19 protein-coding genes are annotated in these 25,923 nt (G+C 60.3%); 7 read left to right on the forward strand and 12 right to left on the reverse strand.

Annotated features, from left to right (window positions below):
• Positions 1–459: 459 nt before the first annotated feature.
• Together katG and AC1ECK_RS25765 are read right to left on the reverse strand one after the other, a co-directional pair.
• A complete protein-coding gene (gene katG, locus AC1ECK_RS25760; RefSeq protein ID WP_480324153.1) occupies positions 460–2,640 on the reverse strand; it encodes a catalase/peroxidase HPI in 2,181 nt (726 codons plus the stop codon).
• A gap of 190 nt (positions 2,641–2,830) precedes the next feature.
• Positions 2,831–4,210, reverse strand: a complete 1,380-nt coding sequence (locus AC1ECK_RS25765; RefSeq protein ID WP_480324155.1) for a cytochrome-c peroxidase — start codon at positions 4,208–4,210, stop codon at positions 2,831–2,833.
• Positions 4,211–4,422: 212 nt separating this feature from the next.
• Between AC1ECK_RS25765 and AC1ECK_RS25770 the strand changes: the two genes are divergently transcribed.
• Positions 4,423–6,000, forward strand: coding sequence for an acid phosphatase (locus tag AC1ECK_RS25770; RefSeq protein WP_480324157.1), 1,578 nt, complete (start codon positions 4,423–4,425; stop codon positions 5,998–6,000).
• Between the two features lie 18 nt (positions 6,001–6,018).
• Here the strand turns inward: AC1ECK_RS25770 and AC1ECK_RS25775 are convergent, their stop codons facing one another.
• The 9 genes from AC1ECK_RS25775 to AC1ECK_RS25815 all read right to left on the reverse strand — a co-directional run bounded on the left by AC1ECK_RS25775 (position 6,019) and on the right by AC1ECK_RS25815 (position 17,441).
• Positions 6,019–6,849, reverse strand: coding sequence for a heme ABC transporter ATP-binding protein (locus AC1ECK_RS25775; protein WP_480324159.1), 831 nt, complete (start codon positions 6,847–6,849; stop codon positions 6,019–6,021).
• A gap of 37 nt (positions 6,850–6,886) precedes the next feature.
• Positions 6,887–7,981 (reverse strand): FecCD family ABC transporter permease, encoded by a 1,095-nt coding sequence (locus AC1ECK_RS25780; protein ID WP_480324444.1) that lies wholly within the window; start codon positions 7,979–7,981, stop codon positions 6,887–6,889.
• A gap of 55 nt (positions 7,982–8,036) precedes the next feature.
• A complete protein-coding gene (locus AC1ECK_RS25785) occupies positions 8,037–8,939 on the reverse strand; it encodes a heme/hemin ABC transporter substrate-binding protein (RefSeq protein ID WP_480324161.1) in 903 nt (300 codons plus the stop codon).
• A complete protein-coding gene (locus AC1ECK_RS25790; RefSeq protein WP_480324163.1) occupies positions 8,936–10,012 on the reverse strand; it encodes a hemin-degrading factor in 1,077 nt (358 codons plus the stop codon). Before AC1ECK_RS25790 ends, AC1ECK_RS25785 begins: the two co-directional genes overlap by 4 nt.
• 67 nt (positions 10,013–10,079) lie before the next feature.
• On the reverse strand, positions 10,080–12,341 hold the full coding sequence (locus AC1ECK_RS25795; protein WP_480324446.1) for a TonB-dependent hemoglobin/transferrin/lactoferrin family receptor: 2,262 nt from the start codon (positions 12,339–12,341) through the stop codon (positions 10,080–10,082).
• A 420-nt stretch (positions 12,342–12,761) separates the two neighbouring features.
• Positions 12,762–13,733, reverse strand: coding sequence for an HTH-type transcriptional regulator ArgP (argP, locus tag AC1ECK_RS25800; RefSeq protein WP_480324165.1), 972 nt, complete (start codon positions 13,731–13,733; stop codon positions 12,762–12,764).
• Positions 13,734–14,725: 992 nt separating this feature from the next.
• Entirely contained in the window at positions 14,726–15,532 is an 807-nt protein-coding gene (locus AC1ECK_RS25805; protein ID WP_480324167.1) for a class I SAM-dependent methyltransferase, read from the reverse strand.
• 125 nt (positions 15,533–15,657) lie between these two features.
• Positions 15,658–16,980 carry an MFS transporter gene (locus AC1ECK_RS25810; protein WP_480324169.1) on the reverse strand — a complete coding sequence of 441 codons (1,323 nt, stop codon included), beginning with the start codon at positions 16,978–16,980 and terminating at the stop codon, positions 15,658–15,660.
• A gap of 56 nt (positions 16,981–17,036) precedes the next feature.
• A complete protein-coding gene (locus AC1ECK_RS25815; protein ID WP_480324171.1) occupies positions 17,037–17,441 on the reverse strand; it encodes a lipocalin-like domain-containing protein in 405 nt (134 codons plus the stop codon).
• A gap of 623 nt (positions 17,442–18,064) precedes the next feature.
• On the opposite strand from AC1ECK_RS25815, the gene AC1ECK_RS25820 reads away from it, so the two are divergent.
• Complete coding sequence (locus AC1ECK_RS25820) at positions 18,065–18,649, forward strand: TetR/AcrR family transcriptional regulator (protein ID WP_480324173.1); 585 nt, start codon at positions 18,065–18,067, stop codon at positions 18,647–18,649.
• A gap of 38 nt (positions 18,650–18,687) precedes the next feature.
• Here AC1ECK_RS25820 and AC1ECK_RS25825 read toward each other — a convergent pair whose 3' ends face one another.
• Positions 18,688–19,773, reverse strand: coding sequence for an LLM class flavin-dependent oxidoreductase (locus tag AC1ECK_RS25825; protein WP_480324175.1), 1,086 nt, complete (start codon positions 19,771–19,773; stop codon positions 18,688–18,690).
• Positions 19,774–19,986: 213 nt separating this feature from the next.
• Between AC1ECK_RS25825 and AC1ECK_RS25830 the strand changes: the two genes are divergently transcribed.
• The 5 genes from AC1ECK_RS25830 to AC1ECK_RS25850 all read left to right on the forward strand — a co-directional run bounded on the left by AC1ECK_RS25830 (position 19,987) and on the right by AC1ECK_RS25850 (position 25,918).
• On the forward strand, positions 19,987–21,168 hold the full coding sequence (locus AC1ECK_RS25830) for an N-acetyltransferase DgcN family protein (RefSeq protein ID WP_480324177.1): 1,182 nt from the start codon (positions 19,987–19,989) through the stop codon (positions 21,166–21,168).
• A 93-nt stretch (positions 21,169–21,261) separates the two neighbouring features.
• Entirely contained in the window at positions 21,262–22,644 is a 1,383-nt protein-coding gene (gene aroA / locus AC1ECK_RS25835; RefSeq protein ID WP_480324179.1) for a 3-phosphoshikimate 1-carboxyvinyltransferase, read from the forward strand.
• A gap of 19 nt (positions 22,645–22,663) precedes the next feature.
• Positions 22,664–23,539, forward strand: coding sequence for a phytanoyl-CoA dioxygenase family protein (locus AC1ECK_RS25840; protein ID WP_480324181.1), 876 nt, complete (start codon positions 22,664–22,666; stop codon positions 23,537–23,539).
• 10 nt (positions 23,540–23,549) lie between these two features.
• Positions 23,550–24,677, forward strand: coding sequence for a histidinol-phosphate transaminase (gene hisC / locus AC1ECK_RS25845; RefSeq protein ID WP_480324183.1), 1,128 nt, complete (start codon positions 23,550–23,552; stop codon positions 24,675–24,677).
• Positions 24,674–25,918 carry an ATP-grasp domain-containing protein gene (locus AC1ECK_RS25850; RefSeq protein WP_480324184.1) on the forward strand — a complete coding sequence of 415 codons (1,245 nt, stop codon included), beginning with the start codon at positions 24,674–24,676 and terminating at the stop codon, positions 25,916–25,918. The genes hisC and AC1ECK_RS25850 overlap by 4 nt, the downstream gene beginning before the upstream one ends.
• Positions 25,919–25,923: the final 5 nt, after the last annotated feature.

A 25,923-nucleotide genomic window follows, 5' to 3' on the forward strand; every position in this document is an offset into this window, starting at 1 on the left:
TCCGGCTAACCTGTCCGCAGACAGGCAACCTTCCTTTCATTACTGTGTGAGACTTGATACTTTCGCTTGTTCAGCAGACCCCAAAGGGTCCACCCTCGCGTCGCCATCAAGCGCCCACACTTATCGGCTGTTAGTTTTTAAAGAACTCTCGCTCGGAAGCTCTGCTTTCTTCGCGTCCGTCATCAAACGGGAGGCGAATTATGCGATGCCACTCCAGACACGTCAAGCGCATTCGTGAAATTATTTTTTGTGCCGCTTGATTGAATGCTTAGAGGGTGTCGCCGAGTTTTTGTCAAGGGCTTAAGCACAAAATTCATTGGAGCAAGAAATGCCTTCGTAGTCCTACTAATAAATTCTTTAAGCACGTGGAGCCTTTCCATCCCGCATAAGAAAAAACGGCCGATCTTACGATCGGCCGTTTTGTTTCAGCATAAAACCGCTAAGACCTGACCTCTGCGGTCACGCAAGGTCGTAGCGATCGAGGTTCATCACCTTGTTCCATGCCGCGACAAAGTCATGGACAAACTTCGCCTGCGCATCCGCACTCCCATAGACCTCGGAGAAGGCCCGGAGCTGCGAGTGTGAACCGAAGATCAGATCGACACGCGTGCCGGTCCACTTGAGCTCGCCGGTTGCGCGGTCGCGACCTTCGAACACGTCGTTCGCGCCCGATACCGGTTTCCACTCCGTGTCCATGTCGAGCAGGTTCACGAAGAAGTCGTTGGTCAACGCTTCCGGACGCTTGGTGAAGACACCGTGCTGCGCCTGACCGAAGTTGGTGTTCAGGACGCGCATGCCGCCCACGAGCGCCGTCATCTCGGGCGCGGTCAACTTCAGCAATTGCGCCTTATCCACCAGCAACGACTCGGCCGATACCGTGTATTTGCCCTTGAGGTAGTTACGGAAACCGTCTGCGATAGGTTCGAGCACGGCAAAGGCTTCTACGTCGGTTTGCGCTTGCGAAGCGTCCGTGCGTCCTGGTGCAAAGGGAACCGTCACATCATGGCCCGCATTCTTCGCCGCTTTTTCGACGCCTGCGCAACCTGCGAGCACGATCAGGTCCGCGAGCGAGACCTGCTTGCCGCCGGACTGCGCGCCGTTGAACTCACGCTGGATACCCTCGAGCGCCTCCAGCACCTGCGCCAGTTGAGCCGGCTGGTTGACTTCCCAATCTTTCTGCGGAGCAAGGCGAATGCGTGCGCCGTTTGCACCGCCACGCTTGTCGGAGCCGCGGAACGTGGACGCCGACGCCCAGGCGGTCGACACCAGTTTCGACACCGGCAACCCCGAAGCCAGGATCTTGGCTTTGAGGGCGGCGACGTCCTGCTCATCGATCAATTTATGATTGACTGCAGGGATCGGGTCTTGCCAGAGCAACTCTTCAGCCGGAACTTCCGCGCCCAGATAGCGGGCACGCGGGCCCATGTCGCGGTGCGTCAACTTGAACCACGCCCGGGCAAACGCGTCGGCGAGCTGATCCGGATTTTCGTAGAAACGCCGCGAAATTTTTTCGTAAGCCGGATCGAAACGCAGCGAGAGGTCCGTGGTCAGCATGGAGGGTGCGCGCGGCTTTGACGGATCCTGCGGATCGGGCACCGTGCCGGCGCCTGCGTCGCCCTTCGGCTTCCATTGATGCGCACCAGCCGGGCTCTTCGTCAGTTCCCATTCGTAGCCGAACAGGTGCGTGAAGAAATCGTTGCTCCACTTCGTCGGCGTGGTGGTCCAGGTGACTTCCAGGCCGCTCGTGATGGCGTCGCGGCCCTTGCCGGTGCCATAGCCGCTCTTCCAGCCGAGGCCTTGCTGCTCGATCGGCGCCGCTTCCGGCTCGGGGCCCACGAGGGAGGCATCGCCGGCGCCGTGGGTCTTACCGAACGTGTGGCCGCCGGCGATGAGCGCAACCGTTTCTTCGTCGTTCATCGCCATGCGCGCGAACGTCTCGCGAATATCCCGGGCTGCCTTGAGCGGATCCGGGTTGCCGTTCGGCCCTTCCGGATTGACGTAAATCAGGCCCATCTGCACGGCCCCGAGCGGGTTTTCGAGGTCACGATCGCCGGTGTAGCGCTTGTCGTCGAGCCACTTGGTTTCGGCGCCCCAGTACACGTCTTCGTCCGGCTCCCAGGAATCCTCACGCCCGCCGCCGAAGCCGAAGGTCTTGAATCCCATCGACTCGAGCGCAACGTTGCCGGTCAGGATGATGAGGTCGGCCCAGGAAATCTTGTTGCCGTATTTCTGCTTGACCGGCCAGATCAGCCTGCGCGCCTTGTCGAGACTTACGTTGTCGGGCCAGCTATTGAGGGGCGCGAAGCGCTGCTGACCGGACCCGGCGCCGCCACGGCCGTCGCCGGTGCGGTACGTGCCGGCGCTATGCCACGCCATGCGAATAAACAGAGGACCGTAGTGGCCGAAGTCCGCGGGCCACCAGTCCTTCGAATCGGTCATTACCGCCAGGAGATCCTTCTTTACGGCCGCCAGGTCGAGACTCTTGAACGCTTCAGCGTAGTTGAAGCCCTTGTCCATGGGGTCGGACAGGGACGAGTGTTGATGCAGGATTTTCAGGCTTAGCTGATTCGGCCACCAGTCTCGGTTCGACGTGCCGCCACCCGCGGTGTGGTTGAACGGACACTTCGTTTCAGTCGACATGCGCTTTCTCCTTGAGATCGTTTTCACTCAACTGCTCAGTTGAGTTTCAACTACTTAGACCAGTTTAGCGTCCAGGAAGCGCTGATGAGTATGAATTCTTCTAAACGCACCGATAGCGAAAACAGGTGGCCGTTTCATGCTGCAGGTGCAGCAAAAAATCTAAGGCCTGAGCGTTTCCAGCCCGGTCCATTCATTGCGCTGCCGGTTCGTAGCCATCGGTCAGCGTATTCAGGAACGCCACGACATCCTTGATTTCAGCCTCGTCGAGCGCCGGCTTCTCGCCGGGCTTGCGATCGAAAGGTGGATCGGTATTCAGGTTGGTCCAGTAACGCTGCGGCAGATCATCGAATTTCTGCACCTTCCCTTTCACGACCGGATAGAACTTCTCCGGATTCGTATCGCGCTCGGCATAAAAGCGCACCACCTCATCCAGCGAATGATAGATGCCGTTGTGGAAGAAACTCTTCTTCAACGCGACGTTACGCAGCGTCGGCGTGCGGAAGATGCCGCAGAACTCGTCGCGCCCCTTCAGATCGGTACGCTCCGGCCCGCAAGCGCCGAGGTCGTAAAAGTGCGGATCGCGATTCACCGGCAACGCGCGGTTGCGCGGCACGCCGATCGCGATCAGGCCGAAATCGCTGAACTGCGGCGGAGCGCCGCTCAGCGTGCGCTGGCTGATATGACAGCTCGCGCAATTGCCCTTCTTTTCGTCGTTGAAGACTTGCAGGCCATGTAGTTCGGCTGGGGTCAGTTGCGCTTTACCTGCCAGATATGCGTCGTATTTGCTCGTGTACGGATAGAAGACTTCAGGCGTCTGCTCGAAGGTCTCGAGTGCTTGCAGCACGGCCTTGAAGGTGGCGTCGTCGCTTTCGAAAACGTGCTCTCCGAAAGCCGTCCGGAAAGCATCGGCGTAAGGCGCGGCCTTCACCGCCGCCGTGATCCTGGCCGGCGTGCTGCCCATTTCAAACGACGATAGAAGCGGAATCCGCGCCTGGTCCGAGCCGCGGTCGACCCGCCCGTCCCACGTCAAACCGCCGGTCGGCCCGGCATCGACGCTTTCGTCGCCGTCGTCATCCGACTCGTGATAGTGCTCGCTGAACGCCGGCACCGATTGCAGATATTTGAGCGTCGGCGCAGCACGATGGCCGCTGCGGCGCATGTCGCTGCCGCCCAATTGCACGGAGAGCGAATTGGCGGGCGAGAAGCCGTGCTCGGGACTGTGGCACGACGCGCAGGCGAGCTTGCCCGAACCGGAGAGCGACGCGTCGAAGAACATCTGCCTGCCAAGCCCCGCCATCTGACGAACCGATTCGTAAACCTGCGCGCGGGTCTGACCGCCGTCATGTGTGACCGCTTGCGCGACAGAGCTCGCGGCAGGCGTCGCCGCGACCGGAAGCGCCGCTGCAGACGACGCGCCCGCGACGCTCGCGGTCGGCGCCCCGGCATCGCACGCAGCCAGCGCCATCGTCAGTGCGATTGCGAGTGCCACTTGAAATCCGCCCGCCAAGCCGCGACGCCGCATTGTCGAGCGGACAAAAGTTTTCCGAATCCCCGTGATGCCTGGCCGCATAGAAGTGGTGTGAGGTTGCCATGTTGAAGTCCGCGATCATATTTCGTATACGTTACTTATATATGACGTTTTCCATACTCACTGACCAATAAAGAATGTAATTTGTAATAAATTACATTTTCCTGTCAAAAACCCTCGCCAGAATCTCGCACGCGGCTGTTCGAGCAGGCACTGCACGCGGCCCGTCCCCAACGCGAGAGAGAACACACACGATGAACAAGAGATTGATCTGCGCGATGCCTATCGCGATCGCAGCTTTAGTGAGCCTGTATGCGTGCGGAGGCAGCGGCATTACCCAACCGGACATCACCTCGATCAAGACGGTCGTGGTGATTTACGCCGAAAACCGCAGCTTCGACAATCTGTATGGCAACTTCCCGGGCGCCAACGGCCTGGCGAACGTAACGGCGGCCAGCGCAAAACAGGTCGATCGCGACGGCTCCACCCTCGCGACGCTGCCGACCATATGGAACGGTCTGACGCAAACCGGCGTAACACCCGTCGTGACGCAAGCCATGACTGCCAACTTGCCGAACAGTCCGTTCGCCATTGACGATCCGAACGGCTTCAACACACCGATCAGCGCTACGACGCGCGACCTGTATCACCGATTCTATGAGAACCAGATGCAGATCAACGGCGGCAAGAACGACAAATTCGCCGCATGGGCCGACTCCGGCGGCCTCGTCATGGGCCACTACACGCTCAACGCCGACAAGCTGCCACTGTGGAAAATTGCCCAGCAATACACGCTGGCCGACAACTTCTTCATGGGCGCGTTTGGCGGCTCGTTCCTGAACCACCAATGGCTGGTCTGTGCGTGCACGCCGACTTATCCGAACGCAGACAAGAGCCCGGCATCCGGCTCGATCTCGGCAGTGGAGAGCGACGGCGTCACGCTCAAGGTCGCGACCAACTCGCCGGCCTCCGCGCTGAGCGGGCCGCCCAAATACGTGCTCTCGGGCAATCTGACGCCGGACTTCTACGCGATCAACACAATGCAGCCGCCGTATCAACCGAGCGGCAACAAGGCGGCGGCGGGCGGCGATGCGAACCTGGCCGACCCGACCGCTGCCACTACGCTGCCACCGCAGATCCAGCAACACATCGGCGATCTGCTCAACAATGCCAATGTTTCCTGGGCCTGGTACGGCGGCGCCTGGAGCGCCGCGGCCTCGGCAGCGCAAAGCGGTACGTCGGGCGTGATCTACGGGTCGAATCTGACGGCGCCGAACTTCCAGCCGCACCACCAGCCGTTCAACTACTTCGCCGACCTCGCACCGGGCACCGCAAATCGCACGCAGCACTTGCTCGATGGAGGCCTCGCCGGCTCCGAGTTCATCAAGGCGATCGATGCCGGAACGCTGCCGCAGGTATCGTTCTATAAGCCACAGGGCAACCTGAACGAACACGCGGGTTACACCGATGTCGCTTCGGGCGACCAGCATATCGCGGATGTCATCTCGCATCTGCAGAAGAGCCCGCAGTGGAACAACATGCTCGTGGTGGTGACCTACGATGAGAACGGCGGTTTCTGGGACCACGTCGCGCCGCCGAAGGGCGACCGCTGGGGCCCCGGCACGCGAATCCCGGCGCTGATCATCTCGCCGTATGCGAAGAAAGGTTACGTCGATCACACGCAATACGACACGACGTCGATCCTGCGCTTCATCACGCACCGCTTCTCTCTGCCGACGCTGCCGGGCCTTGCGGCGCGTGACGCCGCGCTGGCCGGCAACGGTGCTGCGCCGATGGGCGACCTGACGGCTGCGCTGGAGATCAGGCAGTAAGCGGTTCGCGACAGGCGCCTACGCGGGCACTGCGACGGGAACCGTCGCAGTGCCGGAGTCAAGCATACGCACAGCAAAACCGTAGCACCGCTCGATCAACTCAGGCCGCATCATTTCGTGCGGCGTGCCTTGCGCGATTATCGTACCTTGCGCAAGCAGAGCGATCGTGTCGGCATGCCGCGCCGCGAGATTCGGGTCATGCACGATTGCCAGCACACCGATGTTCCAGCGGCGCACCACGTCCCGGACCGTTGCGAGGAGACCATGCTGGTGCGCAATATCAAGGGCAGCGGTCGGCTCGTCCAGCAGGAGATAGCGAGGCATCGCCCCGCGTTGCTCTGGACAGATCCCGGCAACCGGCCAGAGCTGGGCAAGGACTCTGGCGAACTGGACGCGCGCCAGTTCGCCCCCGGACAGCGTGGTGATGTCGCGGCCGGCGAGTCCCCCGGCCTCTGCCAGCGCCAGCGCCTCACCGACAATCTCCCGATCACGCCTTGAAGGCGCGCCGCCGCGCACATGAGGGTAACGCCCAAGCAGCACGATTTCTTCGACACTGAACGGAAACACCGGGTGGGACGATTGGGGCAACACGGCGCGCAACAGAGCGAGGCGCTGAGGCGGAATCGCATGCAGCGGTTCGTCGTTGAGCGTCAGGTTCCCGCTAATGCGGCAAGCCCGCATTGCGCCTGCGCTGTCGAACTCTCCGGCCAGCGCCTTGAGCAGCGTGCTTTTACCGACGCCGTTGCGCCCGAGGAGCGCCGTCAAAGCGCCAGGCTTCACGGTTAGCGAAAGGCTCCGCAATACTGCGGTTTCGCCTCGCGTCACGCTCAGATTGTTCGCGATCAACATCCTATGTCTGCTCCGTCCTAGTCATTGAGGCGCCCGCTCACAAGCCAAGCTGACCGCGGCTGCGCCACAACAGCACGAGGAAGAACGGCGCCCCGAGCAACGCGGTGAGGATGCCGAGCGGGACTTCTGCCGGCGCCGCCACCGTACGTGCGGCCAGGTCGGCCAGCACCGTCAAGGTCGCGCCGAGGAGCATGGCGCCGGGCATCACCACGCGCTGGTTTGGGCCGCACGCGAGCCGCACGCAATGTGGCGCCACCAGCCCGATAAAACCAATCACCCCGGTGCATGAGACCAATGCCCCCACGCTCAACGCAGAAGCGGCCAATACCGTGCGCTTGACGCGTTGAGTCGGCACGCCCAGATGCTGCGCCTCCGTCTCGCCAAGTTGCAGCGCATTGAGTGCGTGGCCGTTGCGGGCGATCAAGACGATGCCTAGCAGAACGAAAGGAATCACCGCGACTAGCATCGGCCATTGTGCGCCGCCGAGGCTGCCCAGGCTCCAGAACGTCAGGGAGCGGAGCTGGGTATCGTCGGCAATGTAGGTGAGCAAACCGATCGCAGCGCCCACCAGTGCATTAATTGCGATGCCTGCCAACAGCAATAACGGCAACGCAAGCCGCCCACGAGCGGCAGCGAGTCGATACACCAGCGCCGAAACCGCCAGCGCGCCGACAAACGCCGCAACCGGCAGAACATACAGGCCAGCTACCGCAAAAGGCGCTCCCAGAAGCGGCCCGAGCACAATCAGCGTGGACGCGCCTAGGGCCGCGCCGCTCGAAATACCAATCAGTCCCGGGTCAGCCAGCGGATTGCGAAAGAGGGCCTGCAAGGCGCTACCGGCAGCACCGAAGCCGGCACCGACCAGCAGGGCGAGTACGACACGCGGCAACCGGATGCTGAACAGCACGGCCTGGGCTTGCTGAACCGCAGCGTCATTCGCCACGGCATCGGAGTGCACGGTTAGCGCGGACCAGACCACCCGCGGCGTCATACCGTAAGCGCCCATGCAGACCGCTGCCAGCGTCGCTCCGCACAACGCTACGACAAGCGCGCACAGCAGCACAGTCGCTGCCCGGCGACGTTGATCGGCGAGTGTGGGCCATTCCACATGAGAAGCACGGTTCGCCGGCATACCGGGACGCGCTGCGCTGGGTGTGTTCATCGGATCTGGTGGGAAACATTATTCGTCAAACCTGCCTCAAGCGCTGGTTGAGCGCCACCACGGCAGCGGGCAAGCGAGGGCCAAAGCCGAGCATGAACAGGGTGTTGAGCGACGCAACCCGTTTCGCCCGGCCAGCAGGCGTCGCACCAAAGCCAGGACTCGCGAGCAATTTGTCGGCACCGCCAATCGCGCTCAGCGCTTCATCAGTGGTAAGCACGATGTCGGGTGCCGCACTGACCAGCGCTTCGGCAGACAATGGCCGGTAGCCGTTGAACCCCTGCATCGCATTGCGCGCGCCGGCATAAGCGAGCATGGCATCGGCGGCAGTGTTCTGTCCCGCGACAAACGCCTGATTGCCGGTGTGGTTCAGTACGAACAGCACACGCGGAGGCTGGGCTCGCGTACCCAGCGGTGATGTGTCGACTGTCTGGCGGGCCGCCCGCCATTGCTCGTCAAAGCGAGCTTCAAGCGCCCGGCCCGCTTTGCCCGCGTCGAGCGTACGGGCAATGCCGGCGATCTTCTCGCGTACAGAGTCGACGTCATGACGCTCGGCAAACGTCACCAGCTCCACGCCCGCCTGCTTCACCTGGCTCAAAACGTTTGGCGGCCCCGCTTCCGAGGACGCCAGAACCAGGTCGGGCCGCAACGACAGCAGGCCCTCCGCCGATAGCGCTCGCTGATACCCCACCTTCGGTAAGGCCGCCGCAGCAGCGGGGAACGTGCAGGTTGTATCGGTTGCGACCAGCACGCCACGCGCATTCGCTTGCGCGTCAAGCGCATAGACGATCTCGGCCAGCGCACCACCCACCACGATTACCCTTCGCTGCCCCGGTTGTGCATTCGCGGGCAGAGACGCTCCCGCGAACAACAGTGCGCCGCCACCAACAACGAGCGCGCGACGCCGCCCATTCACGCGCCCTGTATTCATACAGGAGCCTCGTCGTGCAGGGGTTCGAGCCCTGCGATCAGTTCACGCCACCCTGCGAGCTCCGGCGCTCCGGGTTTGCGTGCTCCGAACAGCATGGCAATGTTCTCACCCTGCGAGTCGAACAGTTCCAGAGACGTGACAATGCCATCGGACGTCGGCTTGCGAACGGTCCAGGCATTTGCAATCAGATCCGTGCGCAGATGCAGGTTGAAACCCGGGTCCAGTACATTGAGCCACGGGCCCATGGTACGGATAGTCTTAACCGGGCCGCTGTGAATCTGGATCATGCCGCGATTGCCCACAAACACCATGATAGGTACAGCGACCTCAGACGCGCGGACCAACAGATCCTGCAACGCCCCGGTTGAAACGGGTTGCGCATAACGAGGTTCCGCCAGGCGCAGCGCCTGCGTGCGAGCGAGCCCGAATTTACGCAGCATTCCAAAGAACTGATGCGTGTCGTTCATGGCGTCCCACGCCGCATGAAAGGCAGGCACGTCGATTTCGCTATCGTCTTTCACGACCGGAGCGGATGCGTGTTCGCCCACCGTTAGCCCCGGGGTCTGTTCCGCCATTTTCCAGCGCTCGACAAAAGCGTCGAATGCCGCGTGATTGCTATGTTCACGCAGGAAAACCTTGTGCACCGCGTGACCTTGCGCATCGAAGAATTGCAGGCTCTTCTGCTCGCCGTGCGCAGTTTTCTCGCGCACGGCGAAGCCCGACGCCCAGTGCTCGTAGAAAACACGCAGATCGATAGCGCCGTTCAGCACAAGGCCGACACTTCCATCGTGACTCATGTTCGCATACTGCCCGTCCTTCTCATGAACGGCCGCTTCATTGCGTGTGAGCGCCATGACCGCGCCGAGTTGTGGCACTTCTTCGAACAGCTCGATAAAGCGCGGCGTCAGGCGCACGACATGCTCGCCGGTAAAGGCAGCAAGGGCTTCACCTTCGCTGACGCCAAGCGCGTGCGCAGCCTCGCGATTACGCAGCTTCTGTTCGGTCTTGAGCGTGACGAAGGCATGACGCCACTGTTGCAATGAAGTCGCGTCGAAGCGAGCGGTGTTTAGCATGGCAAACTCCTAAGGTTAAGTTCAGCGAAGGCACAATCAAAAATGACAAAGATCGAAGGGTTCGGTATTACATGTCGATCTTCATGCTGACGGAAACGTTGCGCCCAGGTGCGGTGTACGCGTCCTTGATCGACGACGTATCCGCAATGCCCCGCACGTCCGACCAGTTCCAGTACTTCCGGTCAAACAGGTTAAAGACGCCGAGATAGGCGGTCACGTGCTTGCTGAAGCGGTATCCGCCGCGCAGATCGACCACGAACGACGACGGCGGTGCGAAGCACGTCGCCGAATTGCAGCTTTTAGTCGCGATGTCGCTGGACTTCTTCGCCGCCTGAAACAGCAGGTCTGTCTGCGCGAACCAGCGCTCGCTCGGCTCGTAACGCACGCCGAACACGGCGGAGAACGGGTTGATGGTGTTGAGCGGCTGATTGGCGGCGCCCGTGTTCTCGACGCTGCCCTTGGTGAAAGCCATCGCGGTTTTCACCGACAACCCTTTCGGCAGGAACCATTCAGCCCGTCCTTCGAGGCCGTGAATACGAGCCTTCCCGAAGTTGACGTACTGGAATACGAGCGGGTCGGTCGGCCTGCCGGTGCCGCCAACCGTCTGCTGCGAGATGAAATTCCGATAGCGCCCGGCGAACGCCGCCGCGCTATAGCTCAAGGGTCCGAGACCGGTGGCGAGTTTCCCGCGCAGACCGGCTTCAATTGTGTCGCTGGTTTCCGGTTTGAGATTCGGGTTACCGATTGACGTGTAGCCGTAGATCGGATTGGCAAAGCTGTTGTTCACCTGATCCGGCGACGGCGCACGAAAACCATGCGCGTATTGCGCGTACGGAATTAGCGCCGGCGATACCTGGTAAAGCACGGCAAGCCGCGGCGACAGTGCGTTGTCGCTCGATGAAACCGGCGTACCCGTGTACTGCGGATCACCTGTCTTTGCGCTGAGCCGGTAACTGTCGAAGCGCAGACCCGGCGTTACCGTCAACGCGCCGAGACTGATCTGGTCCTGCAGGAATGCGCCGAGCAGCGTGTAGTCGGTATCCGGGAACGCCTTGTTGGGAAACGGCGCTTCGCCAGTACCCGGCACCGTGCCGTTGCGCAGGTTGGTCACCCGGTCGACACTGCCGTCGCCGCCGTATAGCAGCTTGTGCGTGAGGACTCCAGTGTGGAAGATGCTCTCCGCAAACAAGGAACCGCCTACGATGCGTTCGCTGTAATTGTTCTGACGGGTTCGCGACGGTTGCGAGCCGCGCGCCTCGTAAGAGTTCTGGTCCTGCGAGGCGTCCTGATAATAGAACTGCGCATGGGCGGTCTGGAAGAATCGCGCAGCTTCATTGCTGAAGTCGTAGTCGAGGCTGTAACGGTTGCGTTCGAGGCGATCGTTTGCCGTTAGCGCAAGCGTGGTCGGCGGATTGACCGCTGAGAGCACATTGGTGTCGATACGCTGCTTGACGGTTTCGGCGGTGAACCTGAAAGTGTCGTGCGCCGTGGGTTTGACCACCAGCTTGCCGAGCAGCGATTCGGAGTACGTATCTTGCGGATTTGCCGTGGTCCGGTTGGGTCCCGATGAATTGTTCGAGCCCTTGGTATCCAGCTCGTGGCCTCGCCGACCATCGGCTATCACCATGGCCTGGATCATGTCGTTACCGCCGGCGGCCTGAACGGTCGCGCCGAAGCTGCGGTCGGCCGACTCGTAGTTTGGCCGCAACGAAAAATAGGTTTTCTTGCCGTAGATGTTGAGCAGGTCTTCCGGGTCTTTGGTAATGAAGTTGACCGCGCCGGTCAGTCCATCACTTCCATAAAGCGCAGAGGCCGGGCCTCGCAGAATTTCGATGCGCTTCAATGTGGCGATGTCCGCATAGTCGCCGCGGCCAGCTTCCAGCGGACCGAAGGTGAAGGAATTCGGCAGGCGGATGCCGTCTTCCATCAAGAGGATGCGATTGCCTTCGAGACCGCGGATATTGATGCTGGAGTCGCCATCGCGCCCGCCGGCTGTGGCTGCCGAGGTCGGTCGATAAGGCGTGCGCCGCACCGTGACACCCGGTTCGTAGCGCAGCGCGTCCTTGATGTTCTCAGCCTGCTGTTGTTCCAGGTCTTCTGCCGTAATGACAGAGACGCTGGCTGCGGTACGACTGGATTTCGATGCGGTCCGCGTTGCCGTAACCGTTACCGGATCGAGCAGGTCGGAACTGCTGCGCGACTCGGCATACTGCGCAGCGCCTTGACCGGTAGCGGCAGCAGACGAATCAGTCGACGCCTGTGCATGGGACCAAAAGCCGATGACGCCATAGACGCCGGCAAGCATGGCGGATAGCGGACGTCGCGCCAGACGAAAATGATGCACGTGAAAATCCCCGGTGAAGAGACCCGAAACGCTGGCTCGGTGATTCACGGCACCTGGCTGGCAGCCCAATGAAAATTGGGCTGGGCGTGGTTAACAAGTAAAGCTCAATTAACGGAAATGTCAGGTTTATGAAAGCTTCACTGTATGCATAATGAGAATCATTGTCAATAGGAGTCGGTGCTCCACCGGGTGGCTGATTTCCTACGGTTCATACGATGCAGGCTCCAGTGCTCCTGATCAAGTCACATTTATTATGCATTCCTCTTCATTTTAACTGCATTGAGAACGTGATTTTCTGTCTGCGGCTCGACCATCTCTCGACTGCATGACACCAAGGTCTCTACTGCCCCGGGCTTCCTGGCGGAACCTATGCTGTCCTCAACTGCCTGGAAAAATGCAGGTTCCTCAGCCCGTAGAAGTCATCTCCATGGTTGGCAGCAGCGTTCCGCAAAGAGCAATGCGAGGGTCCTCGGACTCCTGTGCCTTTTTCGCATGCAGGATTTCGCGGGCAAATTCGACGATTTCGAGCGAGATCGCCTCGCAGATCGGCGGTGCGGCACGCCAGCGATGCCAGTAGAGTGTCACTGGAAATGGCAGGTTGCGCCGCACGTCAACCAGTTGACCGCTCTCCAGCAACGGTAGCACCATCTGCTCCGGAAGCATTCCGTAGCCCAGATCGGCGATGATCGTATCGAGTTGAAAACCGACCGAAGGCAACAGATTCTTCCGGTATCGGCCAACGGTCACGCCGAACGCCGCGTCGAAATAGCGCTCGAGAAGCATGTTGCGCCGGCCCACCGAAACCGCAGGTGCAGAAGCAATGGCATGCAGGCTAAACCCTTTCGCGAAATAGCGTTCCATGAATGCAGGGCTCGCCACGCATCGGTAGATCATATCTCCGATCGGTTCGGCAACGCAGCCGTGCACGGGGCGCGGCACGGTCGACACACTGCCGATGATCTCGCCGCGCGTAAGGGCTGGAAACGCCGGATTCGCGTCGTCGACGACAACTTCGAGTTCGATCACATTGCGCTTGATGATCTGCTGCGCCACCGAGCTAAACCATGAATCAACGGAATAAACATCCACGCCCACAGCGAGCGGCATGCTCCGGCGACTTCCTTGCGGATCGATCTGGTTAAAGGTATCGGCCTCCAGCAACCTTACGGCAGCCACATGCTTGAATAGCACTTCGCCAGCCAGGGTCAGCGTTAGCGGCTTGCCGCGCACTAGCACAGCGGCCGACAGGGCGTCCTCGAGCGACTTGATGCGTTGCGAAATAGCCGCACGCGTTACGTTGAGCCGTTCTGCCGCACGCTCGAAACTCATCGTTTCGACGACTGAGGCGAAGGCTTCCAGTTGATGTCGATCTAGCAATTAGGTTTCCTGCTCTATACAAACGTTGAGCGTCGACCCAGGCGAAGGCCCGCGGGCAACACAACACCCTCCCGCGCCTGCTCGGCCGAGGAGGGACCGTGTACAGCTTGAATACCCATCTGGACGAAGTGCGCCGCGCTCAAGCCGGTCATGAAAGCCACTCGCACGGAGCGCTTTACCTCGCCACTCTACTGAGGAATCCTTGCCTCTTACCCCGTCCCATTCCCCAACTTTATGCAGGAAATGAAGCTATTTCCTAAAACCAGATATATTCTGACATCGACCCATGAATCAATCGAGAAATTTATGTGAACGCCACCTCACTTATACACGTTTTTCGTGAACCTCAATTTATTTCTGCAACTTCCGCAGACAATCAAATTAATCAAGCGGCATAGAATTCGCCTAATCCAATAGGCATATACTCCTTATTATTCTGACCCGATCATGATTAATCGACCACCGAAAATCCCGCACAGTTTCGGGGCACATGATGGCTTGCGGTACATGCGCCAAAATCCTTACCGGATGGGTACCCAATCCTTCACCATTGACGTACCGCGACGGCAGGCGTGATATCGCCATCTGGATGTCGGCGTCAACCTATGGCTCAATTCACTCACACTTCATTTATCGTACCGTTTTCATCGAGCCAGCGCTCTACCAGGCAAATAAGAATTAGGAATATGAAAATTCAAAACACCACCAGCAAGACAAAGTGCCAGTCACTGCCAATTCACCGGCGCATCAATTAAGATTCGCGATTTATGCGCAACGGCACGTCTAGTGGAAATCGCCGTAGATCGGCCGCCTCACGAATCAGGATGAAACGGCAATGCCGGCTTGACTGCCGCGCTGAAATCCAGCATATCCAGCCACCATAAATTAACCCGACCGCCCTGCAGACGCCGAACGGATCGGTGTAAAGATATGCCACTCGCGGCAATCCATCAACGCTGACGACCTCTTGCCTGGTTCGCGCGTAGCGTAGCTTAGCTTCGGACGGCCAAGGCAAACAGTCGCGCACCGCCCTGGGGCACGCCCTCGGATGTCGCGAGCCCGGCCAGCTCGGTCGAGATTTCTTGAGAAGCCCGTTCCTTCAGATCAGCAGGCAGATGACCCAGAAAATTCCCGAATGAACTTGCTTCGATATAGTCAATTAGCGCCTGCGGCGTAGCAAACATCTGCTGGTTCGGTTTCACGTCGATCCTGTCGACAACAAAGCCGGTTTCCCGCAGTAGTTCAGCCAGTTCGTCGGCCGTTACAGGATGCGGTTGACCGCTCGTCTCGGGATAAGCACTGAATGGTTGCCGTGATAGCACCCGCTTCCTGATCTCACCCAGCTCGCCGCCCTGCCCCTTAGCCCCCGCCATGATGCCGATCCGCCCACCGGGTTTGAGCACCCGTGCGAACTCGCGCAAGGGCTGACGTTTTTCGTCAAGCCAATGCAGGACCGCGTTCAGATACACCACGTCGAAGCTCGCATTCGCAAACTCGTCGAGGTCGTATGCGTCGCCGACCGCGAAATGCAGGTTCGGTCGCGCCTTCTTTGCTGCGAACTCTATACGTAGCGGCAGCGGATCGATACCGACCACGCGTCCTCGCGGTCCGACCTGATCGGCGACATATTCAGCCAGTTGGCCAGTCCCTGTCCCGACGTCAAGCACGACCTCATCTTCGCGAATCTTCAGATAGTCGTCGACGAGCGAGAGGCCCGCTCGAAACTGTCGGTCGGCATTAACCGCTTCGTAATGCTGCGCCAAATCTTCCGTATCTTGCAGCAAAGCATGCTCGCTCATCACTGGCTGGCCCTCTTAAATATCAGGAGATTGAACAGCGGCGCAGTCCCAATGGACTGCGAATAACCGTAGGCAAACAGTCAATCGGCCTAGATGCGGAAAGAGAAGCCTCTCATCTGCGACTTCTAGGAAGACCGTTCGACCACGAATGTTGAATCTGCGACGTCTTCAGCCAGCGCGACCTGCAACCGCAATGCATCGGCGTCAAAGCGTTCCCGGAACTGGCGGATCGTGTCCCACAACAGTGCGCTGCCGGCGATGCTCAGAAGTACGGCTATAAACAGCATGACCGGTTGAATGCCGACACTCCTCCCGAGGCTAGCCGTAATGACGCCTCCTAGAGGCAACGACAGCGTGTTGACCAGATAGAACGGGCCAATCACCTTGCCTAGATGCTCCGGCTCGATTGCCTTGACCCGCTGCGTGCGGTTGAACACGTTGTAGATCGCATCCCCCGCCATGAACAGGAGGAAAGCGCAGACGTAAACCCAGACGTTGTTCGCCAATCCCATGAAAAGCAGACCTAAGCAAGCCAATCCGAATCCGGTGACGCCGACGCGATTGATCGACCACTTCGACAGCAACCAGGGCAGAAGCAGCAGGTTGACGAGACCCAAGGCTCCCGCACCGGCGTTCATCAACCCAAACACAGCGTCCGACGCGCCAAACCGGCCGGTAACCAGATATGCGTTCGCACTCAGCGAGACCGCAAATCCAATGTTGATCGAGAAATTCATCACCGCGAGACGGATGACAGGACGATTGCGCAACAGCAATTGCCAGCCGAGCAATAGATCCCGCCCGATTCGTTTCACGCTCATCGCCGTTCGCTGTGGCCCGGCTGCAAGGGGTTTCCAGCACACGGATGCCACCAGAAACGCGGCCGCGGCAATGGCGAGCAACGGCAATTTACCAACCAGATAAGCGAGCCCTGCCGCGATACCGGGACCTGAAGCCATCGCGAGGAGTTCGATATTCTGTACAAGCGCCTGTGTGCGCGAGAGCTGATCGCCCGATGCCATTGCCGGGACGGTTTTCTCGACGGCCATCCTGATCGGCGCCATCAGGATCGATAGCAGCGCTCCATTAAGCATCAGGACTGGCACCGTCAAGGACGGCAGCGTCCAGCAAACCGCAAAGGTGATCAGAAGGCAAGCGGCACGCGCCAGATTGGCATGCGTAAACAGGAAACGCCCACCCAGCAGATCTGCCATCAATCCAGCAAACGGATACATAACCAACGCGGGAACCCATTCGAGCGCAAACGCTGCGCCGGAATACGTCACGCTGCCGGAATGCTGATAAATCAGCAGTGGCACGGCGAACATCACGGTCTGCTCGGCAAGCAGACCGAAAATCAGCCCTCCACCGAAACTACGCAAGCGGCGGCGGGTCGCGCGGGCTTCTGAATCTTCGTTCGCCCGCCTTGATGAAGTCGCCTTCGTCACTTTCCCCTCCCTTTGCTCTGGCATGAAACCGGTCGAAAACGCCCGACTGAGACACGCTATTCGTGAAGATGCCGCCAGACTGAATAAGCGACCGTTCCATTACCAGACGCGCTGGCCGGCACCGAATAGGTCAAGATGCTGTCTTTGTAGGTGTAGTCGCGGACCTGTTCCGCACCTTCCCAGTTCGGATATGACGCGGTGTCGATCTTGAAGATCAGTTTGTTGCGAGCGGGGTCGATCACGACATGTCCGGTATGCGTGCTCGATCCGAGCACGGCTTCCCGGTACTCGTCGGGCGTACCACGCGTCTTGTCGCCCGACGCAAATTTCGGACGATCAGGTCGGAATATCTGTAACGAATAACGGCCTTCGTTGTCCACCATCAGCAAGCCCTCGGGATGCTCACTGAAATTCGTCGTACGCGTACCATCCGCGGTCAATTCGTAAGCGGCTGTCAGCACCCACGTCCCCTGAAGCGACAGTGGCTGCTCACCGGGCGTACCTGCAGCGCTTCCCGACACTGACGCCAAGACCGCTGTTGTCAGTACCGCAACCACGCTGCCGGCACTTCCCAACGTCCTGCCTACCCTATCGCGCCTGCCCGGATTCCTGCCCATGAGATCTCCCTTCTTCGTTCCAGTCCGCATTCCCGCCTCCAATGACCGTTTTCCGAGTGATCCTGCTGTGACGATTTCCAGCCGTTTGCGCCCCTGACCAAGCGTTCCGCGCACGTAGGTCAATAGGCCATCATCATTGAAATCTGTTCTTTCATTACTTGATATGCATAACGAATTATTTTATCGGCACCGATTCAACATTCCGACGTCACGACGAACTTTCCGGCGTCTTCGCAGAAAGGCGCACGTTTTACGTGCACGCTTTCAGTCGGTTGCCCCCTTTTACCCGTCTTCCAATTGCCGACGTCCTGCAAGTTCGACGAACAATCATGCGCAACGTACAGGTATCGACGGGCTTCCACAATACACATCGCAGCATTAAGATACCGATTGCTCTTTATGATATACGTCGATCACTCTCTTATCAAGCGATCGTTACGCGCAGTCGTTGCGCAAGAGGACAGCTAATGCGTTACACAGCCGAACACAAGCAGGAGACCCGCTCCCGTATTCTCGCCGCAGCGGCGCGAGTTTTTCGAGCTGAGGGCTACGACGGTTCCGGGATCGACAGCCTAGCCGAAGCGGCCGGCGTCACCAATGGCGCGTTTTACGGGCACTTCAAATCGAAAGGCGAAGCCTTTCAAACTGTCGTTCAACTTGGTCTGGAGCAACTCCGCCTCGGTATCGCCGCCCTGAAGATAAAGCACGGCAAGCGGTGGATAACACAGTTCATCGAGTACTACCTGGGCCCCAAACGTACCTGCGACCTCGGGCAGGCGTGCGCATTGCCCAGCCTTTCGGCGGAAATCGTCCGTGCCGACGACGACATTCGCAGCACCTATGAACAGGAGTTACGACGCGTCATCGACGAAGTGGCCAGCGGCTTGCCTGAGGGCACCCCGACCGAGCGCACCGATACAGCCATCGCAACGCTCGCGCTTCTGGCGGGTGGCGTCACACTGGCACGTGCGGTGCCCGATCCGCAATTGTCGGAAAGGATTGCGAAAGCAGTCGGCCGTGCCGCGCGCGATCTCACGTCACACCGGTCCTGACCGGCTGCGCCGCGCGCACTCAGTACACGCGCGAGAGCTTAACCCACCAGCGCCACCACCTGCTCGCGGCCTTCCTCAGCCTCGAGCTTACGGATCAACGGCAGGACGTGATGGCAGAAGCGTCGCATTTCTGCGCGAGTCGGCCAGCCGGACAGGATGAACTCGCCGACGCCTTCGCGCTTGTATTCAAGCAGGTAGCGCGCGACTTCGTCATAGCTGCCGACCACGCATAGCGCCGGGCCGCCCCGGTACGCCACCGCCCCGGTCCACAGCATCGGTGAAAGCCAGTCATTCGATGCACTTTCAGCCAGTTCGAACGACCGCCGGACCGCTTCCGAATCGCAGGTTTTGACGAACGCCTGCACGTTCTTGCGATGCACCTCATCCGAGTCGGCCATCATTGCTTCCAGTTCGGCCAGCGCCTCGTCGCGAGTCTCGCGCGCCAGCACGTGCATGCGCACGCCCACACTGCGGCCGGCACGCAACACCGCCTGACTCGCCTGCGCGATACCCGCAGGTGTATCGCCATAGCGTAACCAGCAATCCCCCCACTTGATAGCTATCCGCTGCGCGAGCTCCGACGCTCCGCTCAGATAGATCCGCGGCCGTCCACCATCCTTGAACGGCAAGCCGAGTTTCGCCCCGGTGAAGCGGTAGTAGTCGCCCTCGTGCGTGAGCGGTGTCTCTCCGCGCCAGAAACGGTTCAGCACCGATAGATACTCGGCAGTTCGCGAGTAACGTTCGTCATGCTGCAGGTAATCACCGTAATACGCCTGCTCCTCGGGCGAAATTCCTGCAACGATGTTCAGGGAGATCCGTTTGTCCGACATCCAGGAAATCGTGTTGACCGCCTGCGCGAACAACGTGGGCGGCAACAATCCAGGCCGGTATGCAAGCATGAACGACAAGCGGCGCGTCTCTCGCACCAGCGCACCGATGAGCGGCAGTGGCTCCGGCAGATGAAATCCGATACCCATCAGCAGGGTATCGATCTGCATGTCTTCCGCTTCCTGCGCGAAGTCGACCAGTCCGTCGAGGTCGAGCTCGTTCGCGAGATCCTTTTCGGATGCCTTCGTATTTCCCGCCCCGCGCGGTGCACACCAATGAATCCTGAGTGGTTGCATTGCTCGCCCCTGTTGGTTGCCAAACGCCGACTCAGCTTAGAGCGGCGCAATCGCTTTGAGCAAGAACAACCGTGCCGGGTGAAGAAACTCTAACCCATCGCCAATAAATTTATCCGACGCTCGATCTTACCCAGCGCAATTTAATCTGACTTGCGCTCCACCATGCCCGCGCATCACCTACATTGCACTCACAGTTCATCCGCGAATGGATACGTGCAAACGGGCCTCGATGCCCCCGCCGGCCAGGATGGTTCGGCGTTGAACGCGTTACTGCCTGACCGGCTGCCGACCCGCAAGGTACACCGAGAAAAAGGAGCTACGTTAATGTTGAACCTGAGAGATAGACGGATCGTGGTATTCGCCGAAGGCTGCTTCGGCCCAGTGACGAGCAAGGTTGCGACATCTTATCTGCGCTATCGCCACGGTGATTGCGTGGCGGTCGTCGACAGTCGCCTCGCAGGCCAGGATGTCGGTGACATTCTCGGCTACGGGCGAGGCATTCCGGTACTCGATTCAATCGAATCTGCACTATCGCTGAGACCCGACATGCTCCTGATCGGCGTCGGACTGTTCTCGAACGAACTGCCGGATGCCTGGCGCGCACAGATCGCCATCGCTCTTCAGCAAGGGCTCGACGTGGTAAGCGGCCTGCATTTCCGGATCGCGACCGATCCCGAGTTCCGCGCGCTCGCCGCAGCATCGGGCGCCCGCATCTGGGACACCAAGGAGCCGCCCGACGCGCTCGCAACGAGTCAGGCAGTCATTGGCGACATCGGTAACTTCGTTATCCATACAGTTGGCAGCGACTGCCGGGTCGGTAAAAAAACCACGGCCATCGAAATCACCGAAGCAGCGAAACGCCGGGGCTTCAACGCCGGCTTTATCGCGACTGGGCAAAGCGGCATCTACATCAGTGGTGCAGGCGTTGCAATCGACGCCGTGCCTGCAGATTTTGTCGCGGGAGTTACCGAGTCGCTAGTCCTCGACGCCGCGAAAAATCATGACTGGATCGTGGTCGAAGGCCAAGGGTCGATCACGCATCCGGCATACAGCGGCGTGACCCTCGGTCTGTTACACGGCGCCATGCCGCAAGCGCTGGTGCTCTGCCACGAAGCGCAGCTCGAGCGCCACAAAGGCTGGCCCAATGCGCCATTACGCCCGCTCAACGAGCTCGTCGCGCTCTATGAGCAGTTAGGGTCATTCCTGCGTCCTGCGAAAGTGGTTGGCGTGAGCGTCCATTGTGGCGCGCTGCAGCGTGACCATGCGGCACGCATCGTCGAGCAGATCGAGCAGGAAACCGGCCTGCCCACGACCGATGTCATCCAGTTCGGCGCGGACAAGCTCATCGACGCGCTCTCCACTCATTCCCTGCACCTCCAGAAGCTGGCGGCGTAACGATCGCGACGGACATGCGCGCGCCGACATCCCACTCCATCGCAGATCGCTCGAACATACATTGAGCACGTGCTTACACAGGAAGCGACTCACATGAACGACCACCCCACTTTGCTACACGTCGAACCGGTCCAATCCCTTCAGGGCCGCGCAGTCACTCCGTCGTCGAAACCTGAGACGCAGCGGGCGATCCTCGCCGCCACACTCGCGCACGGTACATCAATCGTGCGCAACGATCTGCGCTGCGTCGAGACCAGCGCCATGAAGCAGGCATGTCGCTCGCTCGGTGCGATCATCGATGAGCACAGCGGTTATCTGGAGATCAGCGGGGTGGGTCGGGCCTTGAATCTCGGACAACGTGTCGTCGATGCGCTCGGATCGGGTCTCGTGTTCCGCACATTTACGGCGCTAACCAGTTTCGCCAGTTCGCCCGCAATCATTACGGGCGACACCATTTTGCGCACGCGGGTGATGAAGCCGCTGTTCGATGCGCTCATCGAGCTGGGCGCGAAGATCGAATGCATCGGCGAGCCCGGCAAGGCACCGGTCGTGAACTGGGGTGGCGGCCTGCGAGGCGGGCGCTGCACGATTCCCGGCAACATCAGCTCGCAGTTCATCACCGCTGTGCTGTTCGCCGCGCCGCTCGCCGACCAGCCAGTCGAGATCTCGATCGAAGGTGAGTTACTGTCGATTTCGTATATCCGCCAGACCATCGCGACCTTGGAGCGTTCCGGCATTCGCGTCGAAAAGAGTGACGACTTTTCTCTGATCCGAGTTTATCCCGGTGAATATCGACCGGCCGAATACCAGATCGGCGGCGACTACACATCGTCGTCCTACCTGATCGGAGCCGCCGCCCTTTTCCCCGGCACGTTCGTTCTCGAGAACCTGAACAGCGAAAGTCTCCAGGGCGAACGCGCGATTATCGACGTCGTGCGTGCACTTGGCATCGAAGTCCATTTCGACGACACGCGCAACGAACTCACATTGATCAACCGCCAGCCTCAGCTCACCGGCGACTTTGAATTCAATGCGAGCGACTTCCCCAACATCGTGCCGACGCTCGCGGCAATCGGCGCGCATGTGAAGGGCACGTTCCGGGTTGTCGGCGGTTCGATTACGCGGTTGCACAAGTCGCCGCGCATCAAGGCGATGGTAAGCGAACTCGGCAAGATGGGAGTCGACATCAAAGGGCTGTTCAAGGACGGCGTGTATGACGGCTTCGAGATCCGCGGTCACGGCGAAGTGTATCCGGGCGGCGTCGATCTCTCCAGTTGGGGCGACCACCGTATCTTCATGTCCCTCTTCATCTCGTCGCTGCGCAGCCGACGTCCTAACCGTCTCGACGGCTATCGCGACGTGAACTGCTCCTTCCCGGACTTTTTCTCGCAGTTCGAGCACCTCGGAGCGCGCTGCCACGAAGTCGGCAAACATACCGGGCGCGATGACGAGCGCTCGCTGCTGCAAGCCGTCTGAGTCAACCAGGAGATTGCCGATGCTCACCCGCCAGCAGATTCAATCGTACGCCGATCATGGTTATCTCGTGATCGAAAAACTGTTCGACAGCGAACAGATCAACCGCTCGCTCGCAGCGATAGAAGAATTGCTTGATCCCAGCAATCCAGACAAGCCTTACGAATACGAACCTCAAGATGGCGAAACGGTACGCCGCATCTGGTCGCCGACGCAGAAACATGTGGCATTCGAGGATCTGGCGGCCGATCCCCGCTTGCTCGACTGCATCGAGGGCCTGATAGGCGAGAACGTGCTGTTTCACTACAGCAAGCTGAATATGAAGGGACCCAAGGTCGGCAGCGTGGTGGAATGGCATCAGGATTTCTCGTACTACCCGCACACCAATACCGATCTCGTCACCGCACTGATATTCCTGGACGACGCCAGCGTAATCAACGGTTGCTTGCGTGTGATCCCCGGTTCGCACCGCCGCGGACTCGTGTCGCACGAAGTGGACGGGTTCTTCCGCGGCAAGGCGCAAGGCACCGACGAGTCGCAGGCGGTCGATATCGAGGTGCCGGCCGGCAGCGTGCTGTTCCTGCACTGCCTGACGCTGCATGCTTCGGCCCGCAACACTTCGCAGTTGCCGCGACGCACCTTCCTGCCGGCGTATCGCGCTGCCGATGCGTTTCCGATCTACTTCGGTCCGCACGCCGCTCACAACGAGCCCGGAATCCAGTTGCTACGCGGACGGCGTGCCAAGGTCGCGCGAGTCGATGCGGGCGCCTACCTGCTGCCCATCGCGGAACGCGAGTTCGGCTCGCTGTACGAGGTGCAGGAAGGCTCCCATCTGCGCAAAGCCGTGACGTCGATGGAAAGGGCGGGTTACGCCGTGACCGAGCCCGCTGCCCGCTAGGGAGAAGCCCATGGACTGGACCGAGTTTCTCGCGCCACCGTTGCGCTCGCTAGCGCCTTACCGACCGGGCATCACCGAAGAAAAGCTGCGGCACGAACGGGGTTTGCGCGAGATCTACAAGTTCTCCAGCAACGAAGTGCCGTTTTCGCCGTCGCCCGCCGCACTCGCGGCCATGCAAGGCGCGCTTGCGCAATCCAATCGTTACCCGGACGCGCAGGCATTGCTCAACCAGCTCGCCGAACGGCTGCACGTGCCGGTCGAAACGCTCGTACTCGGCAACGGTTCGATCGACGTCATCGCCGCACTCGTCCGGGCGTTCGTTTCACCGGAACACAACGTGGTGCTGTCGGAGTACGGCTACTGTGCGTATCCCGCCTTCGTCAAGGAACAGAACGCTACGTTACGCATCGCGGCAAGCGGGCCGCGCTTCAGCCATGACGTCGAACGACTGCTCGCACGGGTCGATGAATCTACCCGCATGATCCTCGTCGACAGTCCCACCAACCTCGCCGGACAGTCGTTAAACGCGGTGGCGCTCGCGCGCCTCCTCGACGCCCTGCCGGCCAACGTGCTACTCGTTCTCGACGAGGCCTACGCCGAGTTCAGCGACGGCGATGCGCCGCCGGACACCGAGCAGTTGCCACTGCGCTACCCGAACGTGATCGTGACGCGCACCTTCTCGAAAGCCTACGGGCTCGCGGGTCTGCGTATAGGTTACGGCATTGCCGACCCCGGCCTGATCCAATCGCTAAACCGGATCCGGCCACCTTTTCCAGCCAGCCGGGTCGCGCTCGCTGGAGCCGCCGCCGCGCTCGACGATCTCGCGCACCTGGAGCGGATCGTTGCCGCCACGCTGCGCGGACGTCGTCGACTTGCGGATGCGCTGCGCGCAATGAACGTAGCCGTCGTCGACGGTCATGCGAATTTCGTCCTGGCCGACTTCGGTCCTGCCGCCGACGCCATCTACGAAGGTTTGCTCGCGCGCGGCTTCATCACGCGTGCGATGAACGCCTACGGCCTGCCGGCCTATCTGCGCATTTCCGTTGGCACGACAGAGGAGATCGAGAAGCTGCTTGGCGCGATCGGGCAGCTTCTCGAGGCCGCATCCGATAACAACGCAAATGGAGCTCACCGATGAACATCGTCATCGTCAACAATCTCGCCCGCTTTCCGGGCACCACACGCTGGGACTTCGACCTGGTCCGCTACGACGATTTCATAGATCACCGCACACACCGTGTCAGCTATATCGTCAATCCGCGTGGCAGGTCGGCTATTACCGCGTCGGCGGATAGCTACCGGCTCTACGAACTCGAACGCCTCGACGACGCATCTGCGTACCGCCCAGTCCTGAACGACATCGTCCAGTCGAGCGGTCCGATCGACCGGCTGATCGTCTTTTCCGAATCGCTGCAGGATCTCGCAGCGCAGTTGCGCGCCGAGTTCGAGATTCCCGGCAAGAAGCCCGCGGAAAACCGTCTCGGCCGCGACAAGCTCGTCATGAAGCAAAAAGTCGCCGCTGCCGGACTGCGCACGCCGCGCTACACCTCGGTCAATTCGAGCCGGATCGAACACGCACTGGCCTTTGCCGCCGACACCGGATACCCGCTAATCCTCAAGCCGATCGACGGGCAATCAAGCCATGGCGTGCGAAAAATCACCGACGCCGCACAATTGCGCAGCGCGATCGCCGAGCTTCCGCCCGACGGCGAATGGGATCTCGAGGAGTTCGTGACAGGCGCACTGATGCACGTCGACGGACTCGTCGACCAGAACGGCAAGGTGACGCTGGTGGTGCCTTCGCGCTACATCAATACGTGCCTGGATTTCACGGCGGGCGCGCCGCTCGGCGCGATCATGCTGGAGCCGGGCACGGCGCTGTACGCGTACGTTAGCCGCTTCGCGACCCAATGCATCGACGCCATCGGACTCAGGGCCTGCCCGTTCCATCTGGAGCTGTTTCACACCCATGACGACGATCTGGTGTTCCTCGAAGTCGGCGCGCGGGTCGGAGGCGCGGACGTGCCGTCGATGATCCATCAGGCAACCGGCATCAACCTGTTCGGCGAATGGGTGAATATGAGCCTCGGCCAGCCCGCGGTACTCCACGCGCCGGTCCGCTCGATCGGCGCATGGTTGATGTTCCCCCGCCCGAGTGGCTTGCCGCTGCGCGTGCAGTCGGTCACACGCTTTGGCGGCGCGGTAGCCAGTCTCTACCGGCAGCTCGTGCCCGAGGCCGGCCAACTCATCGAACATGAGGACGGCTACTGCTCGATGCAGTCCGGACGGTTCCTGTTCGATGCCGGCTCCAGCCAGCAGGTGACGCACGACGTCGAGTACGTGCTGCACGCCTTCCGCATCCACACAACCCGGCCCTGACCCAT

Source organism: Paraburkholderia sp. SSBN10T, assembly GCF_056619545.1.

Coding starts and splice junctions, on each gene's coding strand:
- katG (WP_480324153.1), bottom strand. CDS start 2,640: ATGTCGACTGAAACGAAGTGTCCGTTCAACCACACCGCGGGTGGCGGC.
- AC1ECK_RS25765 (WP_480324155.1), bottom strand. CDS start 4,210: ATGCGGCCAGGCATCACGGGGATTCGGAAAACTTTTGTCCGCTCGACA.
- AC1ECK_RS25770 (WP_480324157.1), top strand. CDS start 4,423: ATGAACAAGAGATTGATCTGCGCGATGCCTATCGCGATCGCAGCTTTA.
- AC1ECK_RS25775 (WP_480324159.1), bottom strand. CDS start 6,849: ATGTTGATCGCGAACAATCTGAGCGTGACGCGAGGCGAAACCGCAGTA.
- AC1ECK_RS25780 (WP_480324444.1), bottom strand. CDS start 7,981: ATGCCGGCGAACCGTGCTTCTCATGTGGAATGGCCCACACTCGCCGAT.
- AC1ECK_RS25785 (WP_480324161.1), bottom strand. CDS start 8,939: ATGAATACAGGGCGCGTGAATGGGCGGCGTCGCGCGCTCGTTGTTGGT.
- AC1ECK_RS25790 (WP_480324163.1), bottom strand. CDS start 10,012: ATGCTAAACACCGCTCGCTTCGACGCGACTTCATTGCAACAGTGGCGT.
- AC1ECK_RS25805 (WP_480324167.1), bottom strand. CDS start 15,532: ATGAGCGAGCATGCTTTGCTGCAAGATACGGAAGATTTGGCGCAGCAT.
- AC1ECK_RS25820 (WP_480324173.1), top strand. CDS start 18,065: ATGCGTTACACAGCCGAACACAAGCAGGAGACCCGCTCCCGTATTCTC.
- AC1ECK_RS25825 (WP_480324175.1), bottom strand. CDS start 19,773: ATGCAACCACTCAGGATTCATTGGTGTGCACCGCGCGGGGCGGGAAAT.
- aroA (WP_480324179.1), top strand. CDS start 21,262: ATGAACGACCACCCCACTTTGCTACACGTCGAACCGGTCCAATCCCTT.
- AC1ECK_RS25840 (WP_480324181.1), top strand. CDS start 22,664: ATGCTCACCCGCCAGCAGATTCAATCGTACGCCGATCATGGTTATCTC.
- hisC (WP_480324183.1), top strand. CDS start 23,550: ATGGACTGGACCGAGTTTCTCGCGCCACCGTTGCGCTCGCTAGCGCCT.
- AC1ECK_RS25850 (WP_480324184.1), top strand. CDS start 24,674: ATGAACATCGTCATCGTCAACAATCTCGCCCGCTTTCCGGGCACCACA.